At 62.5% G+C, this 19,125-nt stretch carries 16 protein-coding genes; 3 read left to right on the forward strand and 13 right to left on the reverse strand.

The annotated features are described in order from the left end of the window. Window positions 1-11 precede the first annotated feature (11 nt). The 7 genes from AACW30_RS09590 to AACW30_RS09620 all read right to left on the reverse strand — a co-directional run bounded on the left by AACW30_RS09590 (window position 12) and on the right by AACW30_RS09620 (window position 9,110). On the reverse strand, window positions 12-788 hold the full coding sequence (locus AACW30_RS09590; RefSeq protein ID WP_200624870.1) for a polysaccharide biosynthesis/export family protein: 777 nt from the start codon (window positions 786-788) through the stop codon (window positions 12-14). A 29-nt stretch (window positions 789-817) separates the two neighbouring features. Further along, complete coding sequence (locus tag AACW30_RS09595) at window positions 818-1,729, reverse strand: glycosyltransferase family 2 protein (RefSeq protein ID WP_200624871.1); 912 nt, start codon at window positions 1,727-1,729, stop codon at window positions 818-820. A gap of 1 nt (window position 1,730) precedes the next feature. Further along, window positions 1,731-3,191: a mannose-1-phosphate guanylyltransferase/mannose-6-phosphate isomerase gene (locus tag AACW30_RS09600; protein ID WP_200624872.1), complete on the reverse strand. Its 1,461-nt coding sequence runs from the start codon at window positions 3,189-3,191 to the stop codon at window positions 1,731-1,733. Further along, on the reverse strand, window positions 3,191-4,630 hold the full coding sequence (locus tag AACW30_RS09605) for an undecaprenyl-phosphate glucose phosphotransferase (RefSeq protein ID WP_200624873.1): 1,440 nt from the start codon (window positions 4,628-4,630) through the stop codon (window positions 3,191-3,193). The genes AACW30_RS09600 and AACW30_RS09605 overlap by 1 nt, the downstream gene beginning before the upstream one ends. A 435-nt stretch (window positions 4,631-5,065) precedes the next feature. Further along, a complete protein-coding gene (locus AACW30_RS09610; RefSeq protein ID WP_200624874.1) occupies window positions 5,066-7,552 on the reverse strand; it encodes a TonB-dependent siderophore receptor in 2,487 nt (828 codons plus the stop codon). 105 nt (window positions 7,553-7,657) lie between these two features. Then, on the reverse strand, window positions 7,658-8,608 hold the full coding sequence (locus tag AACW30_RS09615) for a FecR domain-containing protein (RefSeq protein WP_200624875.1): 951 nt from the start codon (window positions 8,606-8,608) through the stop codon (window positions 7,658-7,660). Next, window positions 8,595-9,110 carry a sigma-70 family RNA polymerase sigma factor gene (locus AACW30_RS09620; RefSeq protein WP_124416936.1) on the reverse strand — a complete coding sequence of 172 codons (516 nt, stop codon included), beginning with the start codon at window positions 9,108-9,110 and terminating at the stop codon, window positions 8,595-8,597. Before AACW30_RS09620 ends, AACW30_RS09615 begins: the two co-directional genes overlap by 14 nt. Before the next feature lie 171 nt (window positions 9,111-9,281). Between AACW30_RS09620 and AACW30_RS09625 the strand changes: the two genes are divergently transcribed. Continuing rightward, window positions 9,282-9,911 carry a LysE family translocator gene (locus AACW30_RS09625; RefSeq protein ID WP_200624876.1) on the forward strand — a complete coding sequence of 210 codons (630 nt, stop codon included), beginning with the start codon at window positions 9,282-9,284 and terminating at the stop codon, window positions 9,909-9,911. A 9-nt stretch (window positions 9,912-9,920) separates the two neighbouring features. Here the strand turns inward: AACW30_RS09625 and inhA are convergent, their stop codons facing one another. Then, on the reverse strand, window positions 9,921-10,601 hold the full coding sequence (gene inhA, locus AACW30_RS09630) for an isonitrile hydratase (protein WP_106580047.1): 681 nt from the start codon (window positions 10,599-10,601) through the stop codon (window positions 9,921-9,923). A 90-nt stretch (window positions 10,602-10,691) separates the two neighbouring features. Between inhA and AACW30_RS09635 the strand changes: the two genes are divergently transcribed. Continuing rightward, window positions 10,692-11,660 carry a GlxA family transcriptional regulator gene (locus AACW30_RS09635; RefSeq protein WP_200624877.1) on the forward strand — a complete coding sequence of 323 codons (969 nt, stop codon included), beginning with the start codon at window positions 10,692-10,694 and terminating at the stop codon, window positions 11,658-11,660. Window positions 11,661-11,770: 110 nt separating this feature from the next. Continuing rightward, entirely contained in the window at window positions 11,771-13,981 is a 2,211-nt protein-coding gene (locus tag AACW30_RS09640) for an ATP-binding protein (RefSeq protein WP_200624878.1), read from the forward strand. 3 nt (window positions 13,982-13,984) lie between these two features. Here the strand turns inward: AACW30_RS09640 and AACW30_RS09645 are convergent, their stop codons facing one another. The 5 genes from AACW30_RS09645 to AACW30_RS09665 form a co-directional block, all read right to left on the reverse strand. Next, window positions 13,985-14,890: an alpha/beta fold hydrolase gene (locus tag AACW30_RS09645; protein ID WP_200624879.1), complete on the reverse strand. Its 906-nt coding sequence runs from the start codon at window positions 14,888-14,890 to the stop codon at window positions 13,985-13,987. A gap of 307 nt (window positions 14,891-15,197) precedes the next feature. Then, entirely contained in the window at window positions 15,198-15,758 is a 561-nt protein-coding gene (locus tag AACW30_RS09650) for a GNAT family N-acetyltransferase (protein ID WP_200624880.1), read from the reverse strand. Further along, window positions 15,755-16,234 carry a cysteine hydrolase family protein gene (locus AACW30_RS09655; RefSeq protein WP_106580055.1) on the reverse strand — a complete coding sequence of 160 codons (480 nt, stop codon included), beginning with the start codon at window positions 16,232-16,234 and terminating at the stop codon, window positions 15,755-15,757. The genes AACW30_RS09650 and AACW30_RS09655 overlap by 4 nt, the downstream gene beginning before the upstream one ends. Before the next feature lie 242 nt (window positions 16,235-16,476). Next, the gene (locus AACW30_RS09660; protein ID WP_169366280.1) at window positions 16,477-18,303 is read right to left on the reverse strand and encodes a glycoside hydrolase family 15 protein; all 1,827 of its coding nucleotides are present in this window, start codon (window positions 18,301-18,303) and stop codon (window positions 16,477-16,479) included. After that, window positions 18,296-19,096 (reverse strand): glucose 1-dehydrogenase, encoded by an 801-nt coding sequence (locus tag AACW30_RS09665; protein WP_106580057.1) that lies wholly within the window; start codon window positions 19,094-19,096, stop codon window positions 18,296-18,298. The genes AACW30_RS09660 and AACW30_RS09665 overlap by 8 nt, the downstream gene beginning before the upstream one ends. Window positions 19,097-19,125 lie beyond the last annotated feature (29 nt).

Here is a 19,125-nt window from a genome sequence, read left to right on the forward strand (position 1 = left end):
ATGTCGCTCCTTCAGTTATTGCCGCCGCTGGTTTTGGTGTAGTTGTAGCCAACCCCAATGGACTTGGTGAACGGGATCAGTTGGTTCAAGTAGGTATCCACCCCTTGGATGCGCTCGCCGACGTTGGATTTGGGCACGAACACCACATCCCCGCGTTGCAGGTGCACCGGTTTACGCCCGTTCGGGCCGGGCTTGAGGTATTGGCTGAAGTCCAGGAAGTAGGCGTGGTAGGCGCCCTGGGCATCTTCGCGCAGCAGCGCGACCATGCTGGCATTGCCCGAAGGGTTGACCCCGCCGGCGCCGACAATCGCTTGCTCCAGGGTGTTGGCCGTGCCGAGTTGCACCGCGGTCGGGTTATTCACCGCGCCGCCGACGATCACCGAATTGCCCGGCGCCTGGTTGATGTTCACCGTCACCCGCGGCTCGCGGTACACCGGTGCGAGCTTGTTGCTCAGCTCCGCAGCCAGTTCCGATGGCTGACGCCCGGCGACCTGAATCGGCCCCAGGAACGGGTAGTTGATCTTGCCGTCGGTCTGCACCGTGTACAGCGTCAGCTCATAGATGGTGCTGACGTTGAACGCCGACAGCGTCGGCATCTCGCCGGCATCGCGCACGATCCGCAACTGATCGCCGATGCGGATGCGTTCCACGGCCGGCGGCAGCTGCGCCAGCTGGTCGAGGGCGCGCTTGCCGTCCTCAACGGTCTGGTCATCCGGCGGGACAATGCGTGCCGGCGTATTGCAGGCGGCCAAGGCCATCATGGCCAGGAGGAGCACGGTTTTTTTCATAAGGGCGGACTTCCTGTTAGTCATGCTGCTCACCTCCAATAACCGGGGAACATGCTGATGCGCCGCTTGAGGGCGAGGGGGAGCCGGCGTTCCTGTTGGCCCAGCCGATAGCCGAGCAACTTGAACGCGCTGCGCACCAGTACTTCGGGTACGCGGTGCAATGCACGGGCTGCGCGCAATGCCGCGAGCTCAGCCAGTACATAGCGTTTACCTTCACCGCCGGCATCGCCAAACGCCTGGCGAATCCACGGCTCGCGACCGTAGAACACGTCAATGTCGAAGTAGCGGTGAAACTCATCCATGAGTCGGTAATCGTGGGAGTGGTACACCCGCGCCGTGGCGGCGTAGCGCACCGTGTAGCCTTCAAGCAGCATGCGCGCAGCGACGTAGGCGTCTTCGCTGCCGATCACATCGGCGGGAAAACCGCCGACCGCCTGCAGGACGCTGCGCCGATAAACGCAAAACGAGTCGGAGCTGAAGCAGGTCTTGATCCCCAGCTGCGGCGCATCGGCCAGGCGCTTGCTACGGCTGTGTTGCGGGTAGTTGAAGTGCCGCGACTGCGCGCCCAGCACGCCGGCGCCGGGGTGCGGCAATTGGCGGCCGTAGGCCACGCCGTTGAGCGGGTCTTGCTGCAGCTCATCGAGCAAGTTGGCGAAGGTCTCCGGGTCTGCGGGAATCGCGTCCTGGGTCATCACGATCAGCGCCTCGCCGCTCACCTGTTCACTGGCCCAGCGCCGTGTGCCGCCGTGGTTGAAGTCGCGGGCGTCGATCACCTCGACCCGGGCGCCGAACTCGCGAAAGCGCGCCACGGTGTCATCGCTGGAGGCGCTGTCGACCACCAGCATTTCGTCCGGTTGCAGCGTCTGCATTTTCAGTGCAGGCAGCAGCCGCGCCAGGTGACTGGACGCGTTGCGGGTCGGGATGATCAACGAGGTGCGCATGTCACTTTTTCACTTCTGCCGGGGCACGCCCGTAGATGTCGTCAAAGCGCACAATGTCGTCTTCGCCCAGGTACTCGCCGCTCTGCACCTCGATCATCACCAGGTCGATGATGCCGGGGTTGGTCAGGCGGTGTTTGTGCCCGGCCGGAATGTACGTGGACTCGTTGGCGTTGATCAGGAATTCGCGCTCGCCATTGGTGATCTGCGCCGCGCCGCTGACCACCACCCAGTGTTCGCTACGGTGGTGGTGCATCTGCAACGACAGTGACGCCTGGGGTTTGACCACGATGCGCTTGATCTTGAAGCGGCTGCTTTCCTCCAGCACCGTGTAGGTGCCCCACGGCCGGGTGACGGTGCGGTGCAGGCTGTACGCCGGATGATTCTGGCGCTTGAGTTCGGCGACGATGTAACGCACATCCTGGCTGCGGTTGGCATCAGCGATCAGCAGCGCATCCGGGGTGTCGACGATGATCAGGTCGTGTACGCCAACGGCGCCGAGCACGCGCTTGGGCGAGTCGATGTAGCAGTTGTGCACGTCATGCAAAATCGCTTCGCCATTGACCTGGTTGCCGTGGGCGTCGCTGGGCGTGAGCTGGCGCAGCGCTTCCCAGGAACCGATGTCGCTCCAGCCGATGTCGCAGGGCACCACGGCGACCTTTTGGGACTTTTCCATTAGGGCCACGTCGATGGAAATGTCCGGGGCGCTGCCGAAGGCGTCCGAGTCCAGTTCGCGCTGGCGCGAGGTTTTGTTTTGCAGGCTCTGGCTGTGGCCCAGTGCGGCTTTGGCCGCCGTCAGCACGTCGGGGGCATGGGCGGCGAGTTCCTCCACCAGGGTGCTGGCCTTGAAGCAGAACATGCCGGCGTTCCACAGGTGTTTGCCGCCGTCGAGGTAGGCTTGGGCGGTGGCCAGGTCGGGTTTTTCGACAAAGCGTTTGACCCGGTTGCCGGTGCCCAGCGCGTCGCCTGTTTCGATGTAGCCAAAGCCGGTTTCCGGATGATCGGGCTGGATGCCGAAGGTCACCAGATAACCGGCCTCGGCCAGGTCGCGGGCCTGGGTGACGGCCTCGGCAAACGCGACTTCATTGAGGATCAAATGGTCGGCGGGCATCACCAACAGTTGCGCCTCATCACCGAAATGTTCCTGCACATGCAGCGCCGCCACCGCGATGGCCGCCGCTGTATTGCGCCCGAACGGCTCCAGCAGAAGGTCCAGAGGCAAATGGGCCTTGTTGACCACGCGGTAGTCATCCAGGGTGCGAAACAGCAGGTCGCGGTTGGTCACCGTCAGCACGCTTTCCACGCCGGGCAGTTTGGCGGCGCGCTGAAAGGTTTTTTGCAGCAGGCTCTGACCGTCACGCATGCGCATGAAAGGTTTGGGCATGTTCTGGCGCGACACCGGCCACAGCCGCGTGCCCGAACCACCGGAAATAATGCAGGGGATTAATCCGTTGAGGGTATTCATCAATAGACTTCCTTGGTGGAGAGGACGGCTGGGACCGTCATGAAGACGATGTACAAGTCAAACCACACCGACCACTTGGAGATGTACTCCAGGTCGTACTCGACACGTTTCTGGATCTTGTACAGGGTGTCGGTTTCACCCCGGTAGCCGTTGATCTGCGCCCACCCGGTGATGCCCGGCTTGACCCGATGCCGCGAACTGTACTCGCTCACCGCCACCTCGAACGGAATGCCGGCAGCCTTGGTCGCGGTGGCGTGTGGGCGCGGGCCCACCATCGACATGTTGCCCAGCAGCACGTTGAACAACTGCGGCAGTTCGTCGATGCTGGTCTTGCGAATGATGCGGCCCACGCGCGTGATGCGCGGGTCCTTGCGGGTGGTCTGTTGTTCGGCGGTGAAGTCGCTCTGGTCGGTGAACATCGAGCGGAACTTGAACACGCGAATCTCGTTGTCGTTGTAGCCATAACGGTTCTGGCGAAACAGCACCGGCCCTTTGGAGTCGAGCTTGATCGCAATCGCCGTCGCCAGCATCACCGGTGACAGCGCCACCAGGGCCATGCTCGCCAGCAGCAAATCTTCACAGCGCTTGATCACCGGCGACCAACCGCGCAATGGCAACTGCGAGGTGTTGAACATCAGGATGCCGCCCACGTCCGTGATGCGGCTATGGCCGTAGCGCAGCGCGGCCATGTCCGGCACCAGCATGACGTTCACCGACATCTGGCGCAGGCGATTGACCAGCCCGTGGATACGCTGCTCGGCAGCCCAGGGCAGGCAGATCATCACTTGGTTGACCTGCTCGGCGCGGATCAGTTTTTCCAGGTCGCGGGTGTTGCCCAGCAAGGGCAGGCTGCTCAATTCCTTGGGGATGCGCTCGGTGCGGTCGTCGATAAAACCGATCAGGCCGGAACGGATATCGCCATTGCGTTGCAGGTGATCGGCGACGTGCACGGCGGTGTCGGTGAAGCCCAGGATCACTGTGCGCTGCAGGTATTTACCCTTGCGCATCAGGTTGCGGTAAAGGCGCAGCATCACCAGGCGTTCAATGCAGAACAGCCCCAGGCTGGCGAAGTACCACGCCACCAGGTTGCGTGGCGTCAATTGCGGGAAGAACTGCAGGAACTGGTACATGAACAGCAAGATGCAGAACGCCGCCGACCAGGCGACTATCTTGGCTCTCAGGCGCAGGCGATTGCTGAACAGCTCTTCGGAATAGATACCCAAAGCCTGGAACAGAATGATGGTCATGATCGCAAAAAACAGCAGCAGACCGAGGAAGTGGGAACGCAGCTCGGGAGCCAGTGGGTCGAGGAACAATACCAACACCAATGGCGGCAAGATTGCAGTCAGGCCATGGATCAACTTGACGAAAACAACAAAGAATTCAACAAAACCAGCGCGGGTCAGAAACAGGCTAACGACTGACGACTTTTCTCGCATAAAAACATCCCTCATTGCACTCCAGACTTACTGTTCGCCTGTTGGTCCGTCCGCAGCAGGCTGCGCGAAGGAGGCAAGTCGAACGACGGCTACTCTGGGTATAACGCAACTATTTCTTCATCCAAGTGAAGCCATCCAAATGGAGGAAACTTGCGGGGTAGTGGCTTAAGGAGTGTTCCTTTTTAGTTGCTTAGTCAACTTGTTGACTGTGGTGCGGAGGTTGCGTGCTAGACGCTTTAAGCTGGAATTTTCGTGGCATTTTATTGACTTTCCTTGTTCGAGCACGCGGTGAAGGGGTGTGATTTTGAGTGTAGGAACAAATGTGAGAATTTTCCTGCCAGATGGGCAAACCTTTTTCGAATAGAGGTAGGAAAAGGGGACAAGGAGGCGGTGGCAGGGCGCACTAAATACCCTGCCACCGGGGACATCGCGGGATTAGAAGTTGCCTTTCACACTCACGGTAAAATTGCGCGGTTCGCCATAAAAGTTGCCCCAGGCGGCGGTGCCCACGGTTTGATAATAGTGTTTGTCGAAAACATTGTTGCCGTTTAGCGCCACGGTCCAGGTGTCGTCCAAGCGATACGCCAGTCGCGCATTCCACACCGCGTAACCGGCCTGTTCGAGCTTGATGCCCTGCACGCGGTAGTTGCTGCTCTGGGCGTTGACGCCGGTGCCCACGCTCCATTTCGACAGCGCGCCATCCAGTTGGTAGTCACCCCACATGCGCAGCATATGCCGCGGCACGTAGCTGTTGGACACGCCACCTTCCACGGCGCTGTCGATGTTCTTAAGGGTTTTGGTCTGGGTATAGGTGTAGCCGCCAAACACCTGCAAGCGCTCGAGCAATTCACCGCTGACTTCGGCTTCGACACCCTGGGCGCGGGTCTTGCCGGTGTCGCTGTAGCAATAGCCGTCGGAGGACGTCGGGCAGACGCTGAGGTAATCGGTTTCAGCCGTGTTTTTCTGCACCGCGCGAAACAGCGCAAGGGAGCTGTTGAGGCGCCCCTCGAACCATTCGCCCTTGATCCCCAGCTCGTAGTTGTCACCGATCTGCGGCTTGAGTGCGGCGCCGTCGACCGTGGCGTAGGAGCTTTGTGGCTGGAAGATATCGGCGTAGCTGGCGTACACCGAGAGGTTTTCGTCGAGGTCATAAATCAGTGCGGCAAACGGTGTGACTTCGCCGGTTTCCCGGGTGCGCGCATCCTGTACGGCCCATTCGCCCCAGGCCAGGTTGTTGGACTGGCGGCGGTTCTCATACCAGCTCACACGGCTGCCGACGATAAACAGCAACGGTTCGGCCAGGCGCAGGCGCAACGTGGCGTAGGTGCCGTATTGGGTGGCGGTTTCCTTGACCGTGCCGCCGCGGTACATGTTGGGCCAGAAGGTATCGTTGGCGGGTTCCGGCAGGTGGTGATCAGGCTGGTAGATGTTCACGCGCGTCGGCAGGTTCTGGATTGCATACACATCATCCTGGGTGCCCCGGCTGCCGTTGGCGCCGATGATCAGTTCGTGTTCGAGGCCGAAGGCTTCGAACTTGCCGTCCAGGTAGGCGTCGACGCCGAAGTCCCGGTGGTCGTAATCCATCAAGGCCGCGTAGGAGTTGGCCGTCGGTGCCGGGTTGCCATAGGCGATGGTGCCTTCGCTGGCGGCGTATTTGATGTCTTGCAGGTTGCGGCTGTGCACGGCCGCCACGTTGAGTTTCCAGTCATCGCTGAAGTGGTGGGTGAGGTCGGCGAAGAACGTGGCGCGCTGGCTTTGCCAGTCGTTCCAGGATTGGCCCAGGCAGGTGGAGCGGCTGAGCTTGGCGCTTTTGCCGTCGCTGTAGCGCGGCAAGCCGCCCCAGCAGGGCGAGGCATCAACGTCTTCATAGCTGGCGCCGACGCCCAGGGTGGTGTCTGCGTCGAGGTCGAAATCCAGTGCCGCGTAGGCCGCCTGGTCCTGGCGCTTGGCGATATCCATATACGACCCGCGCGTTTGCTGGCTGACGGCCGCGCGGCCGCGCACGGTGCCGCTGTCATTCAGCGCGCCGCCGGTGTCGAGGTCGGCGCGGTAGTTGTCCCAGGTGCCGGCAGACAGCGACAGGCTGGTGGTGGGTTTGGCTTGGGGCCGCTTGCGTACAAAGTTCACTGCGCCGCTGGCGGTGCCGGCGCCCTTGAGCATGCCGGCTGCACCCTTGAGCACTTCCACCCGATCGTAAATCGCCATGTTGGCGGTAAAACTGTCGGCCTGTACGTAGTCCTTGCCCATGTCCAGAGGCACGCCGTCGTACTGGTACTGGCCGAGCATCTTGAAACCCCGGGAGTAGAAATACTTGCCGCCCATGGGTGACTCATAGGTGGTGATGCCCGGTGTGCGCTCCATGACGTCATCGATGGTGGTGACGTTCTGATCGTCCATCAATTGTCGGGTCATCACGCTGACCGATTGCGGTGTTTCCCGCAGGCTGTGTTCACCTTTGCCGATCGTCACCGCGCCGGTGGTGTAGGCGCCGGTGCCGTCGGTGGTGGCCCCTGCACGGGCGCCGGTGACGGTGGTGGCGCTCAAATTGAGCGCGCCGGATTCGGCCATTTGCGGCAGCAACAGCCAGGTGCTTGCACCCTGACGCTGGGCTTGCAGGCGTTGCCCGCGCAGCAGCTGGTTCAACGCTTGCTCGCGGTCAAGGTTGCCGGTCAGGCCCTGGCTGGACTTGCCGGCGACACTGGTGGCGTCGTACGACAGGCTGATGCCGGCCTGGCGGGCGAACTGGTCCAACGCGTTGGCCAGGGCGCCTGGCGCGATGTGCCAATCGCGCACCTGATTATCGACGGCAGCTGTGTCGGCCAGCACGGCCGAGGGCAGGCCGCCCCCGCTGAGGCAGGCGCCGAGCGCGGCGGCCTGCACCACGCGCTTGAGGGAAGAACGTTGGGAAGGAAACGCTTGCATGACCGCGAAATGCTCCTGAAGGAAGTGGACAGAACCGGCCTGTTGATCGGCCTTTCCTTACAGGTCGAGCGGCAATGAGCATTCACCTCATTTATTTTTCAGCACTTACACGCGAGGGGTAACGGTGACCCAGTAGCGGCTGCGGTAATGAATGCTCACCGGCAACGATTGCGCCACCAGGCTCAACACCTGATCGGTGTCGTCCAGTTGGTACGTGCCCGACACGCGCAGGCTGGCCACCGCTTCGCTGCAACGCACCAGCCCGTTGCGGTAGCGGTTCAGTTCGGTGAGGAAGTCGTCCAGACGCATGTTGTGGGCGCTGATCACACCTTCGCTCCAGGCCCAGGGATCCAGGCCGTTGGCAATCGATGGGCGAATGCCGTGGCGGTCGAACAGTATGTGTTCACCTGCCTTGACGATGTGTCGGGCGTTGGATGAATGCTTGTCGGCATACACCGCCACGGCGCCTTGCTGCACATCGAGCAAAGTGCCTTGAGAGGCTTCGCGCAGCAGAAACCGCGTGTCGAGGGCGCGCAAAAAACCATCGCGAGTCTGCACCCACAACGGTCGGCTGTCGGCACTGCTATTGACCCGGATCTCGCCCTGAAGCAACTGCACCTGGCGCAGCTCGGTAGTGAAGGCGGTGTCAATCGCGCTGGCGCTGTTGAGCTGCACCTGGCTGCCGTCGCTCAACGTTACCCAGCGCCGTTCGCCAGTGGCCGTGCGGTAGTCGGCCAGCAAGGCGGGCAGGGGCGTGTAGTCGCGACCGAGCCAGGTCAGCCCGGCGGCGCCGGCCAGCAGCCCCAACACCTTCAAACCTTCACGCCGGCTGATGCGCCGGCGCGCGCCATCCAGGGCATGGTGGCCGATGCGAGCGGGAACCTGGGCAAACTCATCATGCATGCGCGCTACGCGTTGCCACACCCGCTGATGCTCGGCGCTGGTCTGCAACCACTGCTCGAACGCGGCGGTGCTGGCGTCATCGGCGACGTTGAAACGCAGCTTTATCATCCACTGGATAGCCTGGTCGAGCAGGCGCGGGTCAACGTTCGGCATACCGCAACCGGTAGCAGGCGTGCAGCGCCTTGGACAGGTCTCGCTCGACGGTGGCTTTGGACACGCCCAGGCGCAAGGCGATTTGCGCACACGTCAGGCCATCCAGTTGCGCGAGCAAAAAGGCTTCGCGTACGCGTGGTTTGAGCTGGTCGAGCAAGCGATCGATGCGCTCCAGGCTGTCGAGGATCAGCAGCCGGGTCTCCTCCGACGGCACTTGCAGTTGCGGGAAGTGCGCGAGGCTTTCAAGGTAGGCGCGTTCCAGTTCGCGGCGCCGATACTGGTCGATCATCAGACTGCGCGCGATGCTGCTCAGGTAAGCGCGCGGCTGTTGCAAGGTTTGCTGTTTGCGCGCGATGAGCAGGCGCATGAAAGTTTCCTGTGCCAGGTCGGCAGCGTGTTCACGGCAGCCGGTGCGCCGGCTTAACCAGCCGCGCAGCCACGAGTGATGAGCCTGGTAGAGCTGGCCGAGGGTGGCAGGGTCCAGAGGTGGGTCGCTCGACATGGGCATCCTGCGCAGCGGTCTTAATTGATAATGTTTCGCATTCTAGACGCTGGTTGTGGTCACGAGCAATCGCCCGGTGCCGTCATGCGCAAAGAATGTATCCAGCACAATTCTTTGTGCGCACACGGTCGGCCGATTAGCCTGCAGGCTTTTACGGCGCAGGGCTTGAGCATGATCGATCTTTCAACCTTGTTGGTTTTTTCAGGGGCGGTGGTGTTGCTGCTGCTATCGCCAGGGCCGAACATGGCCTTTGTTATCAGCCATGGCGTGAGTTATGGCTGGCGCGGTGGCGTGGCCTCCAGCCTGGGGATCTGCGTCGCGGACCTGCTGTTGACCGCGTTGACCGCCACCGGTGTCACGGCACTGGTCGCCAGTTGGCCGCCGTCGTTTGATGTGATTCGTTATGCCGGCGTCATTTACCTGCTGTGGCTGGTGTTCAAGACCTTGCAGAAAAGCCCGCGCCTGGAGGCTGCCCAGGTGAAGCGCGTGCGGCTGGGCCGTGTGTTTGCGCAGGCGATGCTCAACAGCCTGCTCAACCCTAAGGCACTGTTGTTTTTCATGGTGTTTTTGCCTCAGTTCGTCAATCCGCAGGCCGGTTCCATCACGCTGCAATTGCTGATGCTGGGCGGCGTTCTGACCCTGATTGCCGGTGTATTTCACGCGTTGCTGGGAATGTTTGGCGGCGCGCTCAGCCGTTTTTTTGCCGGCCGCGCACAAAGCGCCAAGCTCCAGAAATGGGGCCTGGCGACGGTGCTCATGCTGCTGGCCGCGCGGCTGGCGCTGATGTCTCGGCCAGCGTGACGGGGCAGCTCAACCCAACCGGGCTGCTGCCCGGGCCACGATCTCGCCGCGCACGCGACGCGATTCGGCCGTACGCTTTCTGGCTTCTTCCAGTACGTGCGCGGGCGCGGTCTGCGGGCTGCCCGAATCGAACGGCGGGGCGGGCGCGTATTCGATCTGCAACTGCACCAGTTGCGCCGCGGCCTCGCTGTAGAGCTCGGCGGCCAGGGTCAGGGCAAAGTCGATTCCTGCCGTAATCCCGCCGCCGGTCAGCAGGTTGCCATCACGCACCACGCGCGCTTGCACCGCAATGGCGCCGAGTGGGGCGAGCAGGTCGTGATAGGCCCAGTGCGTGGTGGCCCTGCGGCCGCGCAGTAAACCCGCCGCGCCTAGAACCAGCGAACCGGTGCACACCGAGGTCACGTAGCGTGCGGTCTGTGCCTGTGCCTTGAGAAACTCCAGGGTGTGCGGGTCTTCCATCAAGGCGCCCACGCCGGCACCGCCGGGCACGCAAATCACGTCCAGGCGCGGGCAGTCGGCGTACGTCATGGTTGGCGTAAACACCATGCCGGTGCTGGAGGTGACCGGTGCCAGGTCTTTCCACACCAGATGCAGTTGCACATCCGGCAGTGAACCCAGCACGTCGTAGGGGCCGGTGAGGTCCAATTGCTGGATACCGGGGAACAACACAAAGCCAATCTGCAAGGTCATCGATGAAGCTCCGATAAAGGGGTAGACGGCCTCACTCTAGAGGCCTAGGCTTTGGCGCATACGCCATTGAGCCCACACATTGCGCCAAACATGACCCGGACCATTCACGTACTCGCCTTCAATAACGCCCAAGTGCTCGACGTGACCGGGCCGTTACAGGTGTTCGCCACCACCAATGACCTGGCGCGCCAGCGCGGCCAGCCGTTGCCTTACGCGGTGTCGGTGGTTGCCGCCCAGGCGGAACCGGTGATGACCTCCGCAGGGTTGGCCTTGGTGGCCGAGCCGCTGCCTGCGGCCGACGCGCCGTGCGACACGCTGGTGATCGCTGGCGGCTGGGGCGTGTATGGCGCCGCCGAAGATGCCGCGCTGGTCGATTGGGTCACGCAAAAAGCCCGGCACACTCGACGCATGACCTCGGTGTGCACCGGCGCGTTTCTGCTCGCCGCCAGCGGTTTGCTCGATGGTTGCCGCGTGGCCACCCACTGGACACGCTGCGAGGAACTGGCGCGCAAATTTCCGTCGCTGACGGTTGAGGCCAATCCAATTTTCATCCAGCAAGGCTCGGTATGGACGTCCGCTGGCGTAACGGCGGGCATCGACCTGTGCCTGGCGCTGGTGGAAGAAGACCTGGGCCGCGCCGTGGCCCTGGAAGCGGCGCGGCACTTGGTAGTGTTTCTTAAACGTCCTGGTGGGCAAGCGCAGTACAGCGTGGCGTTGTCCCTGCAAAAGGGCGACGGGCGCTTTGCCGATTTGCATGCCTGGATGGCCGAAAACCTCACCCTCGATCTGAATATTCCTACCTTGGCCGCCCAGGCCGGCATGAGCGAACGCAGCTTCGTGCGGCACTACCGCGCCGAAACCGGCCAGACCCCGGCGCGCGCAGTCGAGCTGATCCGCGTTGAAACCGCGCGTCGGCAGTTGGCCGACAGCACGGCGTCGATCAAACGTATCGCCGTGCAGTGCGGTTTTGGCTGCGAGGAAACCCTGCGGCGCAGTTTCCTGCGGGCGCTGGAGGTCACGCCCCAGGCTTACCGCGAGCGCTTCTGCGCACCGACTTGAACGAAAACGTACACATTTGTATCAAGGTGCTATGTTGACGCGATTACCTTCCGCAGTGGGCGCCTGCCTCTGCGCCGTTACTCCCTCCGCCCCCCGGCGTGACGTGTCTCATGAAACCAGTGTCTGCGATCAGCGCCAGTCCCTCGCCGGATGATTGCGCGAGCGAGCCGATTCATATTCCCGGGACAATCCAGCCCCACGGCGTGCTGTTGACCTTGAGCGAGCCGACGCTGGTGGTGCTGCAAGCCAGCGCCAACCTGAATGCCGAGCTGGGCCTGGGGCCGGGCCCGTTGTCCGGGCAGGCCTTGGGCAGCCTGATCGGCGATGACGCGCTGGCCCGGGTTCATCATGCGCTCGCCGACCTGGACGTCGATGAGGACGAGCTGCATCAGGTCACGCTCAATGGCAGCCTGTTTGACGCGTTGCTGCACCGCCACCAGGGCTTGTTGTTTCTGGAGCTGGAGCGCTCTGTAATGCCCGGGCATTGCGCCGCGCTGCACGTGGCTCGCACCCTGCGGCGCCTGCAGTCGGCAAAGACCCTCGAGGGGCTGTACCAAACCTGCGTCACCGAGATTCGTGCCTTGACCGGCTACGACCGCGTCACCCTGTACCGCTTCGAGCAGGAAGGCCACGGCAAAGTCATCGGCGAATCCCTCAGCGACGGCATGCAACCTTATCTGGGGCTGTGCTTTCCGGCTTCGGATATCCCGCCGCAAGCCCGCGAACTCTACCGCCTGAACTGGATCCGGGTGATCCCCGACGCGACGTACACGCCGGTGCCGATCCTGCCGGCCCTGCGTCCCGACACGGGTCAAGCGCTGGACCTGAGTTTTGCGGTGTTACGCAGCGTCTCGCCGGTGCACTGCCATTATCTGAAAAACATGGGCGTGCGCTCGTCGATGAGCATCTCTTTGATCAAGGATGATCAGCTCTGGGGGCTGATCACCTGCGGCCATCGCGAACCCCTGCGCGTGCCCCATGAGTTGCGCACCGCGTGTACCAGCATCGGTCAGTTATTGTCGATGCAGATCAACGCATTGCAAGACCAGGACGCGCGCCGCCAACAACAGGAAAAAGCCAGCATGATCGACGCGCTGGTCACCGCCATGGCGGCGGACACGGGCGACGTCATGGAGAGCCTGTTGCCCTATGCGCAAACCCTGTTGAACCTGACTGCCGCCGATGGCTTGGCGATTCTGGTGGAGAAGCGCCTGCATCGCTTTGGCGTTTGCCCCAATGAAACCCAGATACGCGCGTTGTACCCCTGGATCGAGCAGCAGGGCAAAGGCGTGGTGGCCACTCACCAGGTGTCTGCGCAGTTTGCGCCAGCGGCTGCCTATCAAACCTATGCCAGCGGCCTGTTGGCCTTTCGCCTGCCCAAGCCGGTGGACAACGCGGTGATATGGTTTCGTCCCGAGGTCCAGACGTCGGTGCACTGGAGCGGCGAACCGGTCAAACACCGCGACGCGCAAACGGCCGGGTTGAGCCCGAGGCTGTCATTCGAGCGCTGGAAACAGCAGGTCGACGGCAAGGCGCTGCAGTGGTCCGCCTCGGAGCTGCAAGCCGTAGAGGCCTTGCGCCGTCACGCTCTTGAGCATGACCTGGGCCGGCAGGTGCAGCGCGAGCATGCCGCCGTGCGTGCGCGGGACGAACTGGTCGCAGTGGTCTCCCACGACTTGCGCAGCCCGCTGACCATCCTGCTGATGCAATGCGGCATGATGCGCAAAATGGTGCCGGTCGACGACACTCGCGCAACCCTGCGGCTGAACACGGCCATTCAAACCATGCAAACCGCGACGGCGCGCATGAACACCTTGCTGGAAGACTTGATCGACATTTCACGCATAGAAGCCGGGCGTTACCGGGTAACCCTGCAACCGCTGGAGGTGAGTGCGAGCCTGGAACAGCTGGGGTTGATGTGGCATCCGCTGGCGGCGGCCAAAGGCGTCAACCTGACGTGGCATGCTCAGCCTGGGTTGTCGATCCAGGCCGACTCGGAGCGTTTGTTCCAGGTGTTTTCCAACCTGCTTGGCAATGCCTTGAAGTTCACCGACGTCGGCGGGACGATCGAGGTGATTGCCCAGGCGGCCGGCGATGAAGTGCTGTTTCGCGTGTGCGACAACGGCGCAGGGATCGGCGCGGCGCAATTGCCCTTCATCTTTGAGCGCTACTGGACGTCGCGCGAGGGTAACCCCACAGGCAGCGGGCTGGGCCTGTACATTTCCCACGGCATCATCGAAGCCCACGGCGGCACGATCTGGGCAGAAAGCGTGGAGGGGCAGGGCAGCGTGTTCAGTTTCAGGATCAAAGCTGCCCGGTAACGTTCAGGCCCGATCCAGCAATTCGCAGATCGCCCTGAGCGTGGACTGTGGCGCTTCCTGAGGAATGTTGTGACCCACACCGGGCAAGACTTCGCGTCGGTAAAAACTGCTGAAATGTTCCTCGTCGTCATCCACCGCCGGGGCCGGGCCTACGCCGTCATCAGCGCCGCACAGCGAAATTGTCGGCACCGGAATCGGCGGCTGCGCGGCCAGTGCCTGCTCGATCGCCTCCAGCGCCGGGTCGCCCGGCGCGTACATGAACCGGTGGCGATAGGAGTGAATCACCACGTCGACAAAGTCCGGGTTATCAAATGACGGCGCCGTGCGGCCATACAGCCCCGGTCCCTCAGCCCAGGTCGGCGACCATAGCCGCCACAACAACTGGCAGAACTCACGGCGATTGGCGCTCAGACCGTCGACGCCACGCTGGGTGTGAAAGTAAAACTGATACCACAACCGATGCTCCCTTTCCGGCGCGCGCGGTTCAAGCGACCTGGCAATGTCCTGGATGTTGTAGCCATCCCCGGTCACCAACCCGCGCACCCGTTGCGGCCATAGAGCGGCGACGATACACGCGGCGCGTCCGCCCCAGTCGTAACCGGCGAGCGTGGCCTGCGCGATGCCAAGGGCATCCATGAAATCCAGCAGGTCCTTGGCCAACGCCGCCTGTTGGCCGGAGCGCATCACTTGCGCGTTGATAAACCGTGTTGGGCCATAGCCACGCAGGTAGGGCACCAACACCCGGCAACCGCGATCGGCCAGGGCCGGCGCGATCTCATCGTAGCCACGCGGGTCGTAGGGGAAACCATGCAGCAGGATCACCGGTTCGCCGTCTTCGGGGCCGTGGGCTTCGTAGGCGATTTCCAGCATCTGCGTACGGACGTATAGCAGCGGGGCGAGCGTAGTCATGAGGGGCGCTTATCGACTGGCCAAAGTAGCTGCAACTCTAGCCCAAACCCGTGACGGCACGGGGTGTAAATCAAGTCAGTCGTTTGACTTGTCTAGCCCGACCTGACGCAACCCGATGCAATTGCCCCACGGATCGCGCACCTGAGCCATCCACTGCCCGCCCTCAATCGCCAAAGGCCCGCGATACAGTCTTGCGCCCGATGCCTCCAGTCGGCGCATGAGGCGCAGACGATGGGGTTCAAACGAGCCACGCCTTCTGCGCGAGGTTTCACGGATGATTGCCATGTGGTTTGGGCTGTTTCGCAATTCAGCGATTTTTCAGTGAATGCTCGGGCCAAGCCTGCGTCAATAACCCCAACACCATCAGATCATGCCGTTGGCCATTCCAGAATCCGGCTTCTCGCAACGTCCCTTCGGCGATGAAGCCCAGGCGTTCCAACAATGCCAGTGACGCGGTGTTTTGCGGATGCACCAAGGCTTCAACCCGATGCAAGTGCATGTGCGCGATGCCCCAATCGAGCATCGCCCGCAACGCTTCGCTCATCAAGCCCTGGCCACGGGCGGCAGGCGCCAGTTCACAGGACAGGGCGCAGCTGTGCCAGGCGCGATTCCATTTGAACAGGCCGCAGCTGCCGATCAGTTCGCCGTCCCGTTCAATCCCCCAGCGTGTGCCGGGATTGGGCTGGGTGCGCCATTGGGCGAAGGTGGCGATCAGCGCGTGGGCCTGGGCGAGGTCGGTCATCGGGTCGGCGCCAAACCAGCGCATGTTGGCAGCGTCGCGGTGGATGGCGAACAGGGCGGGGGCGTCCGTCGCGCGCAATTCGCGCAGGCGCAGGCGCTGGGTGGCAAGCGTCGGGAATGGGTTCATGAGGCGGTCGTCGCCATCACCTGAGCCCGATCAATCACGCATCCAAAATGGTGCCGCCACAAATCCACGCCCAGTGTTCCCGACCGGTCCAGCGACGAGCCCACGGTCAAATCGCTGATCAGCGTCGGCTGCAAGCCGGCGTCAAATAACGCGAACCCGGCCGCCAGCACGCACGTATCGGTTTGAATGCCACACACCAGCACCCGATCCGGCGCCAGGCTTTTCAGGTAGTCCAGGGTTTCGGGTGTCGGCGCATAGCCGTGTTTGATGAAGACGCGCTCGGCTGCGATCAGGCTGTCGTCATCCGGCGCGGGTTGCCAGCCCAGTTGGCGGGTGAAGGGGGTGATGCTCTCGTCATGGCGCTCCACGGTGGCCACCGATGGCAGGCGCCCGAGCAGGGCGTTGATGCCATCGACCAGCCATGCGGGTGGGTTGAAAGAGGGTTGCACGTCGATGATCAACAATACCTGGCGCATGAGGTTCCTGATGGCAGCTCGGGGGCTGCCCATTGTGCACGCTGCGGGGTTCAGCGGGGCGCCTCAGATCAAAATCAACAGCAGGAAGCTGAACCCGATCACCTGTGGGAGCGGGCTTGCTCGCGAATGCGATGTGTCAGCCTCTGCATGCCGTCACTGACACTCCCGCTTCCCGACAAACCCGCTCGCACAGGTAGCCCTCAGTGTCAGGTAGATAGGCCGCGGCTGTGCGTCGGGCCTGCTCAAGGTTGCCAGGTGGTCTTTTCGCCGCTGAGCTTGCGGTCCAGAAAGGTCGCCGCGCTGATCAGCGCCAAATGGCTCAACGCCTGCGGCGTATTGCCCAAGTGATGTGCCTGGCTGTCGAACTCTTCGGCGTACAAGCCCAACGGGTTGGCGTAGCGCAGCAGTTGTTCGAATTCCAGGTGGGCCTTCTCCACTTGCCCGGCGCGCGCCAGGCATTCGACGTACCAGAACGAACACGCGGCGAATGCGCCTTCGGTGCCTTGCAGCCCGTCGATCTGGCTGTCGTCGTTGCGGTAGCGGTAGACCATGCCGTCACGCACCAGGCTTTTCTGGATTGCTTCGAGCGTCGACAGCCAGCGTGGGTCGGTCGCCGCGACAAAGCGCACCAGCGGCATCAGCAGCATCGAACCATCCAGCGCAGTACTGCCGATGTGCTGCACGAAGTGCCCGCGCTCTTCATTCCAGAAGTTGCTCCAGATATCCGCGTAGATCGCCTGGCGTGTCTGGTCCCAGCGCGCAAACGGGGCGGGCAGCGAGCGCTTGGAGGCCAACCGGATTGCGCGGTCCAGCGCCACCCAGCACATCAGGCGCGAATGCAGGAAGTGATGCTCCTCACCGCGCATTTCCCAGATGCCCACGTCTTGCTGGTTCCAGATTTCGCACACCTGATCTGCCACTTCCACGGTGTGTTTCCAGCCTTCATGGGAAATTGCTTCGCCGTATTTGTTGACCAGATACACCGCGTCCATCAGTTCGCCGTAGATATCCAGCTGGACCTGGTCAAACGCTTCATTGCCGATGCGCACCGGTTTGGCGCCGCCGTGGCCGCTGAGGTGATCAAGCGTGGCTTCCGGCAGTTCCTGGCGCCCATCGATACCGTAAAGAATATTGATTTTGGTCGCCTGACCGCAGCAGTCGCTGACGCGGCCTTTAAGCCAGCGCATGTAAGCGTTGGCCTCTTCGATGAACCCCAGACGCATGAAGGCGTAGACGGTAAACGAGGCGTCGCGGATCCACGTGTAGCGGTAGTCCCAGTTGCGTTCGCCGCCGGGGGTTTCCGGCAGGCCAAATGTCGCGGCGGCGATGATTGCACCGTGCTTGCGCGAGGTCAGCAGCTTCAAGGCGAGTGCCGAGCGGTTGACCATTTCGCGCCAGCGCCCGCGGTAATTCGACTGCGCGATCCAGCCGCGCCAGAATTTCAAGGTGTGCGCCAGCGCCAGGTCGGTGCAGCCGTTGTTGACGCGGGGGTCGTCCTGGCCGCCGAGCACGAACTCAGCGCCTTCTTCCTGGCCCAGGGTGAAGCTGGCCACGGCGGCATCGTCTTCGATCTGCATCGCGTGGCTGCCCGCCAGCCGCAGGCCAGGCAGGCCGTCGGCGGTGAACGACACGATACCGTCGGCGAGGCTGGCGTGGGTCGGCGTGCGCGCATAGTCGTGGCGCACGGCGCAGCGCAGCTGGATTTTCGCGCTGCCGCTGACCACGCGCACGCGGCGAATCAGCAGCGGCAGGTCGTCGATTTCTTCACTGATGACCAACAGGTCGGTGATTTCCACCACAGCTTCATCGCTCAGCCAGCGGGTTTGCAGCACGTTGGTATCGGGCAGGTAGATTTGCTCACGCCGTGCGTTTGTCAGTTCGGGAGAGAGTTGAAAAACACCCGCCTCAGGCGTGTCGAGCAGCGAACAGAAGATCGAGGGGCTGTCGAATTCCGGCCAGCAGAAAAAGTCGATGCTACCGCGGTCATTCACCAAGGCCGCGCTGCGCATATCGCCAATAATGCCGTGGGCATCGATGGCGCTTTGGGGTTCGTTCTTGAAATCAACCATTGCCACGAAACTCCGGATAAAGGCTCATGCCACCGTCAATGAACAGGGTGCTGCCGACCACGTAGTCGGACGCGTCGCTGGCCAGCCACACCACCGCGTTGGCCACGTCTTCGACGTCGCCGACGCGGCCATAGGGAATCAACTTCAACAGCTCTTTTTCCGCCGCGCCTTCGGTGGCGGCGCGGTTGATTGCCGTACGAATGGCGCCCGGTGCAATGCCATTGATGCGGATGCGTTGTTCGCTGACTTCCTGGGCGAGCGTGCGCATCAGCATCTCCACACCGCCCTTGGAGGCGGCGTAATTCACATGCCCGGCCCAGGGAATGATCTGGTGCACCGAACTCATGTGGATGATTTTGCCGGCGGCACGCGACACGCCCTCGCGCACGCCCTGTCGATTGAAAATCCGCACGGCGGCGCGGGCACACAGGAACTGGCCGGTAAGGTTGACGCCGATCACGGTGTTCCAGTCCTCGAGGGTCATGTCGACCAGGTTGGCGTCTTTTTGCAGGCCGGAATTGGCCACCAGAATGTCCAGGTGGCCGAAGGCATCGAGGGTCTGGGCGAATAAACGTTCTACGTCGGCTTCTTTGGACACATCGCCACCGATGGCAATCGCCTGGCCGCCGTTGGCGTTGATCTGCGCGGCAAGGGCTTCGGCCGGCGCCGCCTGCGAGTTGTAATTGAGCACCACGGCCGCACCGGCCTCGGCCAATGCCTTGGCGGCGCCTGCACCAATGCCGGAACTGGCGCCGGTGACCAGGGCCACTTGTTGCTGCAACGAGATCTGCATAGCCCACCCACCGTTTTAAGAGAGTCTTT

It is taken from the genome of Pseudomonas sp. MF6747, from assembly GCF_963890955.1.
Lineage (GTDB): Bacteria > Pseudomonadota > Gammaproteobacteria > Pseudomonadales > Pseudomonadaceae > Aquipseudomonas.

What these genes read in the sequence shown, in the direction of transcription:
- inhA (WP_106580047.1), bottom strand. Translation starts at nt 10,601, where the DNA reads ATGACCTTGCAGATTGGCTTTGTGTTGTTCCCCGGTATCCAGCAATTG.
- AACW30_RS09640 (WP_200624878.1), top strand. Translation starts at nt 11,771, where the DNA reads ATGAAACCAGTGTCTGCGATCAGCGCCAGTCCCTCGCCGGATGATTGC.
- AACW30_RS09605 (WP_200624873.1), bottom strand. Translation starts at nt 4,630, where the DNA reads ATGCGAGAAAAGTCGTCAGTCGTTAGCCTGTTTCTGACCCGCGCTGGT.
- AACW30_RS09600 (WP_200624872.1), bottom strand. Translation starts at nt 3,191, where the DNA reads ATGAATACCCTCAACGGATTAATCCCCTGCATTATTTCCGGTGGTTCG.
- AACW30_RS09620 (WP_124416936.1), bottom strand. Translation starts at nt 9,110, where the DNA reads ATGTCGAGCGACCCACCTCTGGACCCTGCCACCCTCGGCCAGCTCTAC.
- AACW30_RS09665 (WP_106580057.1), bottom strand. Translation starts at nt 19,096, where the DNA reads ATGCAGATCTCGTTGCAGCAACAAGTGGCCCTGGTCACCGGCGCCAGT.
- AACW30_RS09650 (WP_200624880.1), bottom strand. Translation starts at nt 15,758, where the DNA reads ATGAACCCATTCCCGACGCTTGCCACCCAGCGCCTGCGCCTGCGCGAA.
- AACW30_RS09635 (WP_200624877.1), top strand. Translation starts at nt 10,692, where the DNA reads ATGACCCGGACCATTCACGTACTCGCCTTCAATAACGCCCAAGTGCTC.
- AACW30_RS09615 (WP_200624875.1), bottom strand. Translation starts at nt 8,608, where the DNA reads ATGCCGAACGTTGACCCGCGCCTGCTCGACCAGGCTATCCAGTGGATG.
- AACW30_RS09655 (WP_106580055.1), bottom strand. Translation starts at nt 16,234, where the DNA reads ATGCGCCAGGTATTGTTGATCATCGACGTGCAACCCTCTTTCAACCCA.
- AACW30_RS09595 (WP_200624871.1), bottom strand. Translation starts at nt 1,729, where the DNA reads ATGCGCACCTCGTTGATCATCCCGACCCGCAACGCGTCCAGTCACCTG.
- AACW30_RS09645 (WP_200624879.1), bottom strand. Translation starts at nt 14,890, where the DNA reads ATGACTACGCTCGCCCCGCTGCTATACGTCCGTACGCAGATGCTGGAA.
- AACW30_RS09625 (WP_200624876.1), top strand. Translation starts at nt 9,282, where the DNA reads ATGATCGATCTTTCAACCTTGTTGGTTTTTTCAGGGGCGGTGGTGTTG.
- AACW30_RS09610 (WP_200624874.1), bottom strand. Translation starts at nt 7,552, where the DNA reads ATGCAAGCGTTTCCTTCCCAACGTTCTTCCCTCAAGCGCGTGGTGCAG.
- AACW30_RS09660 (WP_169366280.1), bottom strand. Translation starts at nt 18,303, where the DNA reads ATGGTTGATTTCAAGAACGAACCCCAAAGCGCCATCGATGCCCACGGC.
- AACW30_RS09590 (WP_200624870.1), bottom strand. Translation starts at nt 788, where the DNA reads ATGAAAAAAACCGTGCTCCTCCTGGCCATGATGGCCTTGGCCGCCTGC.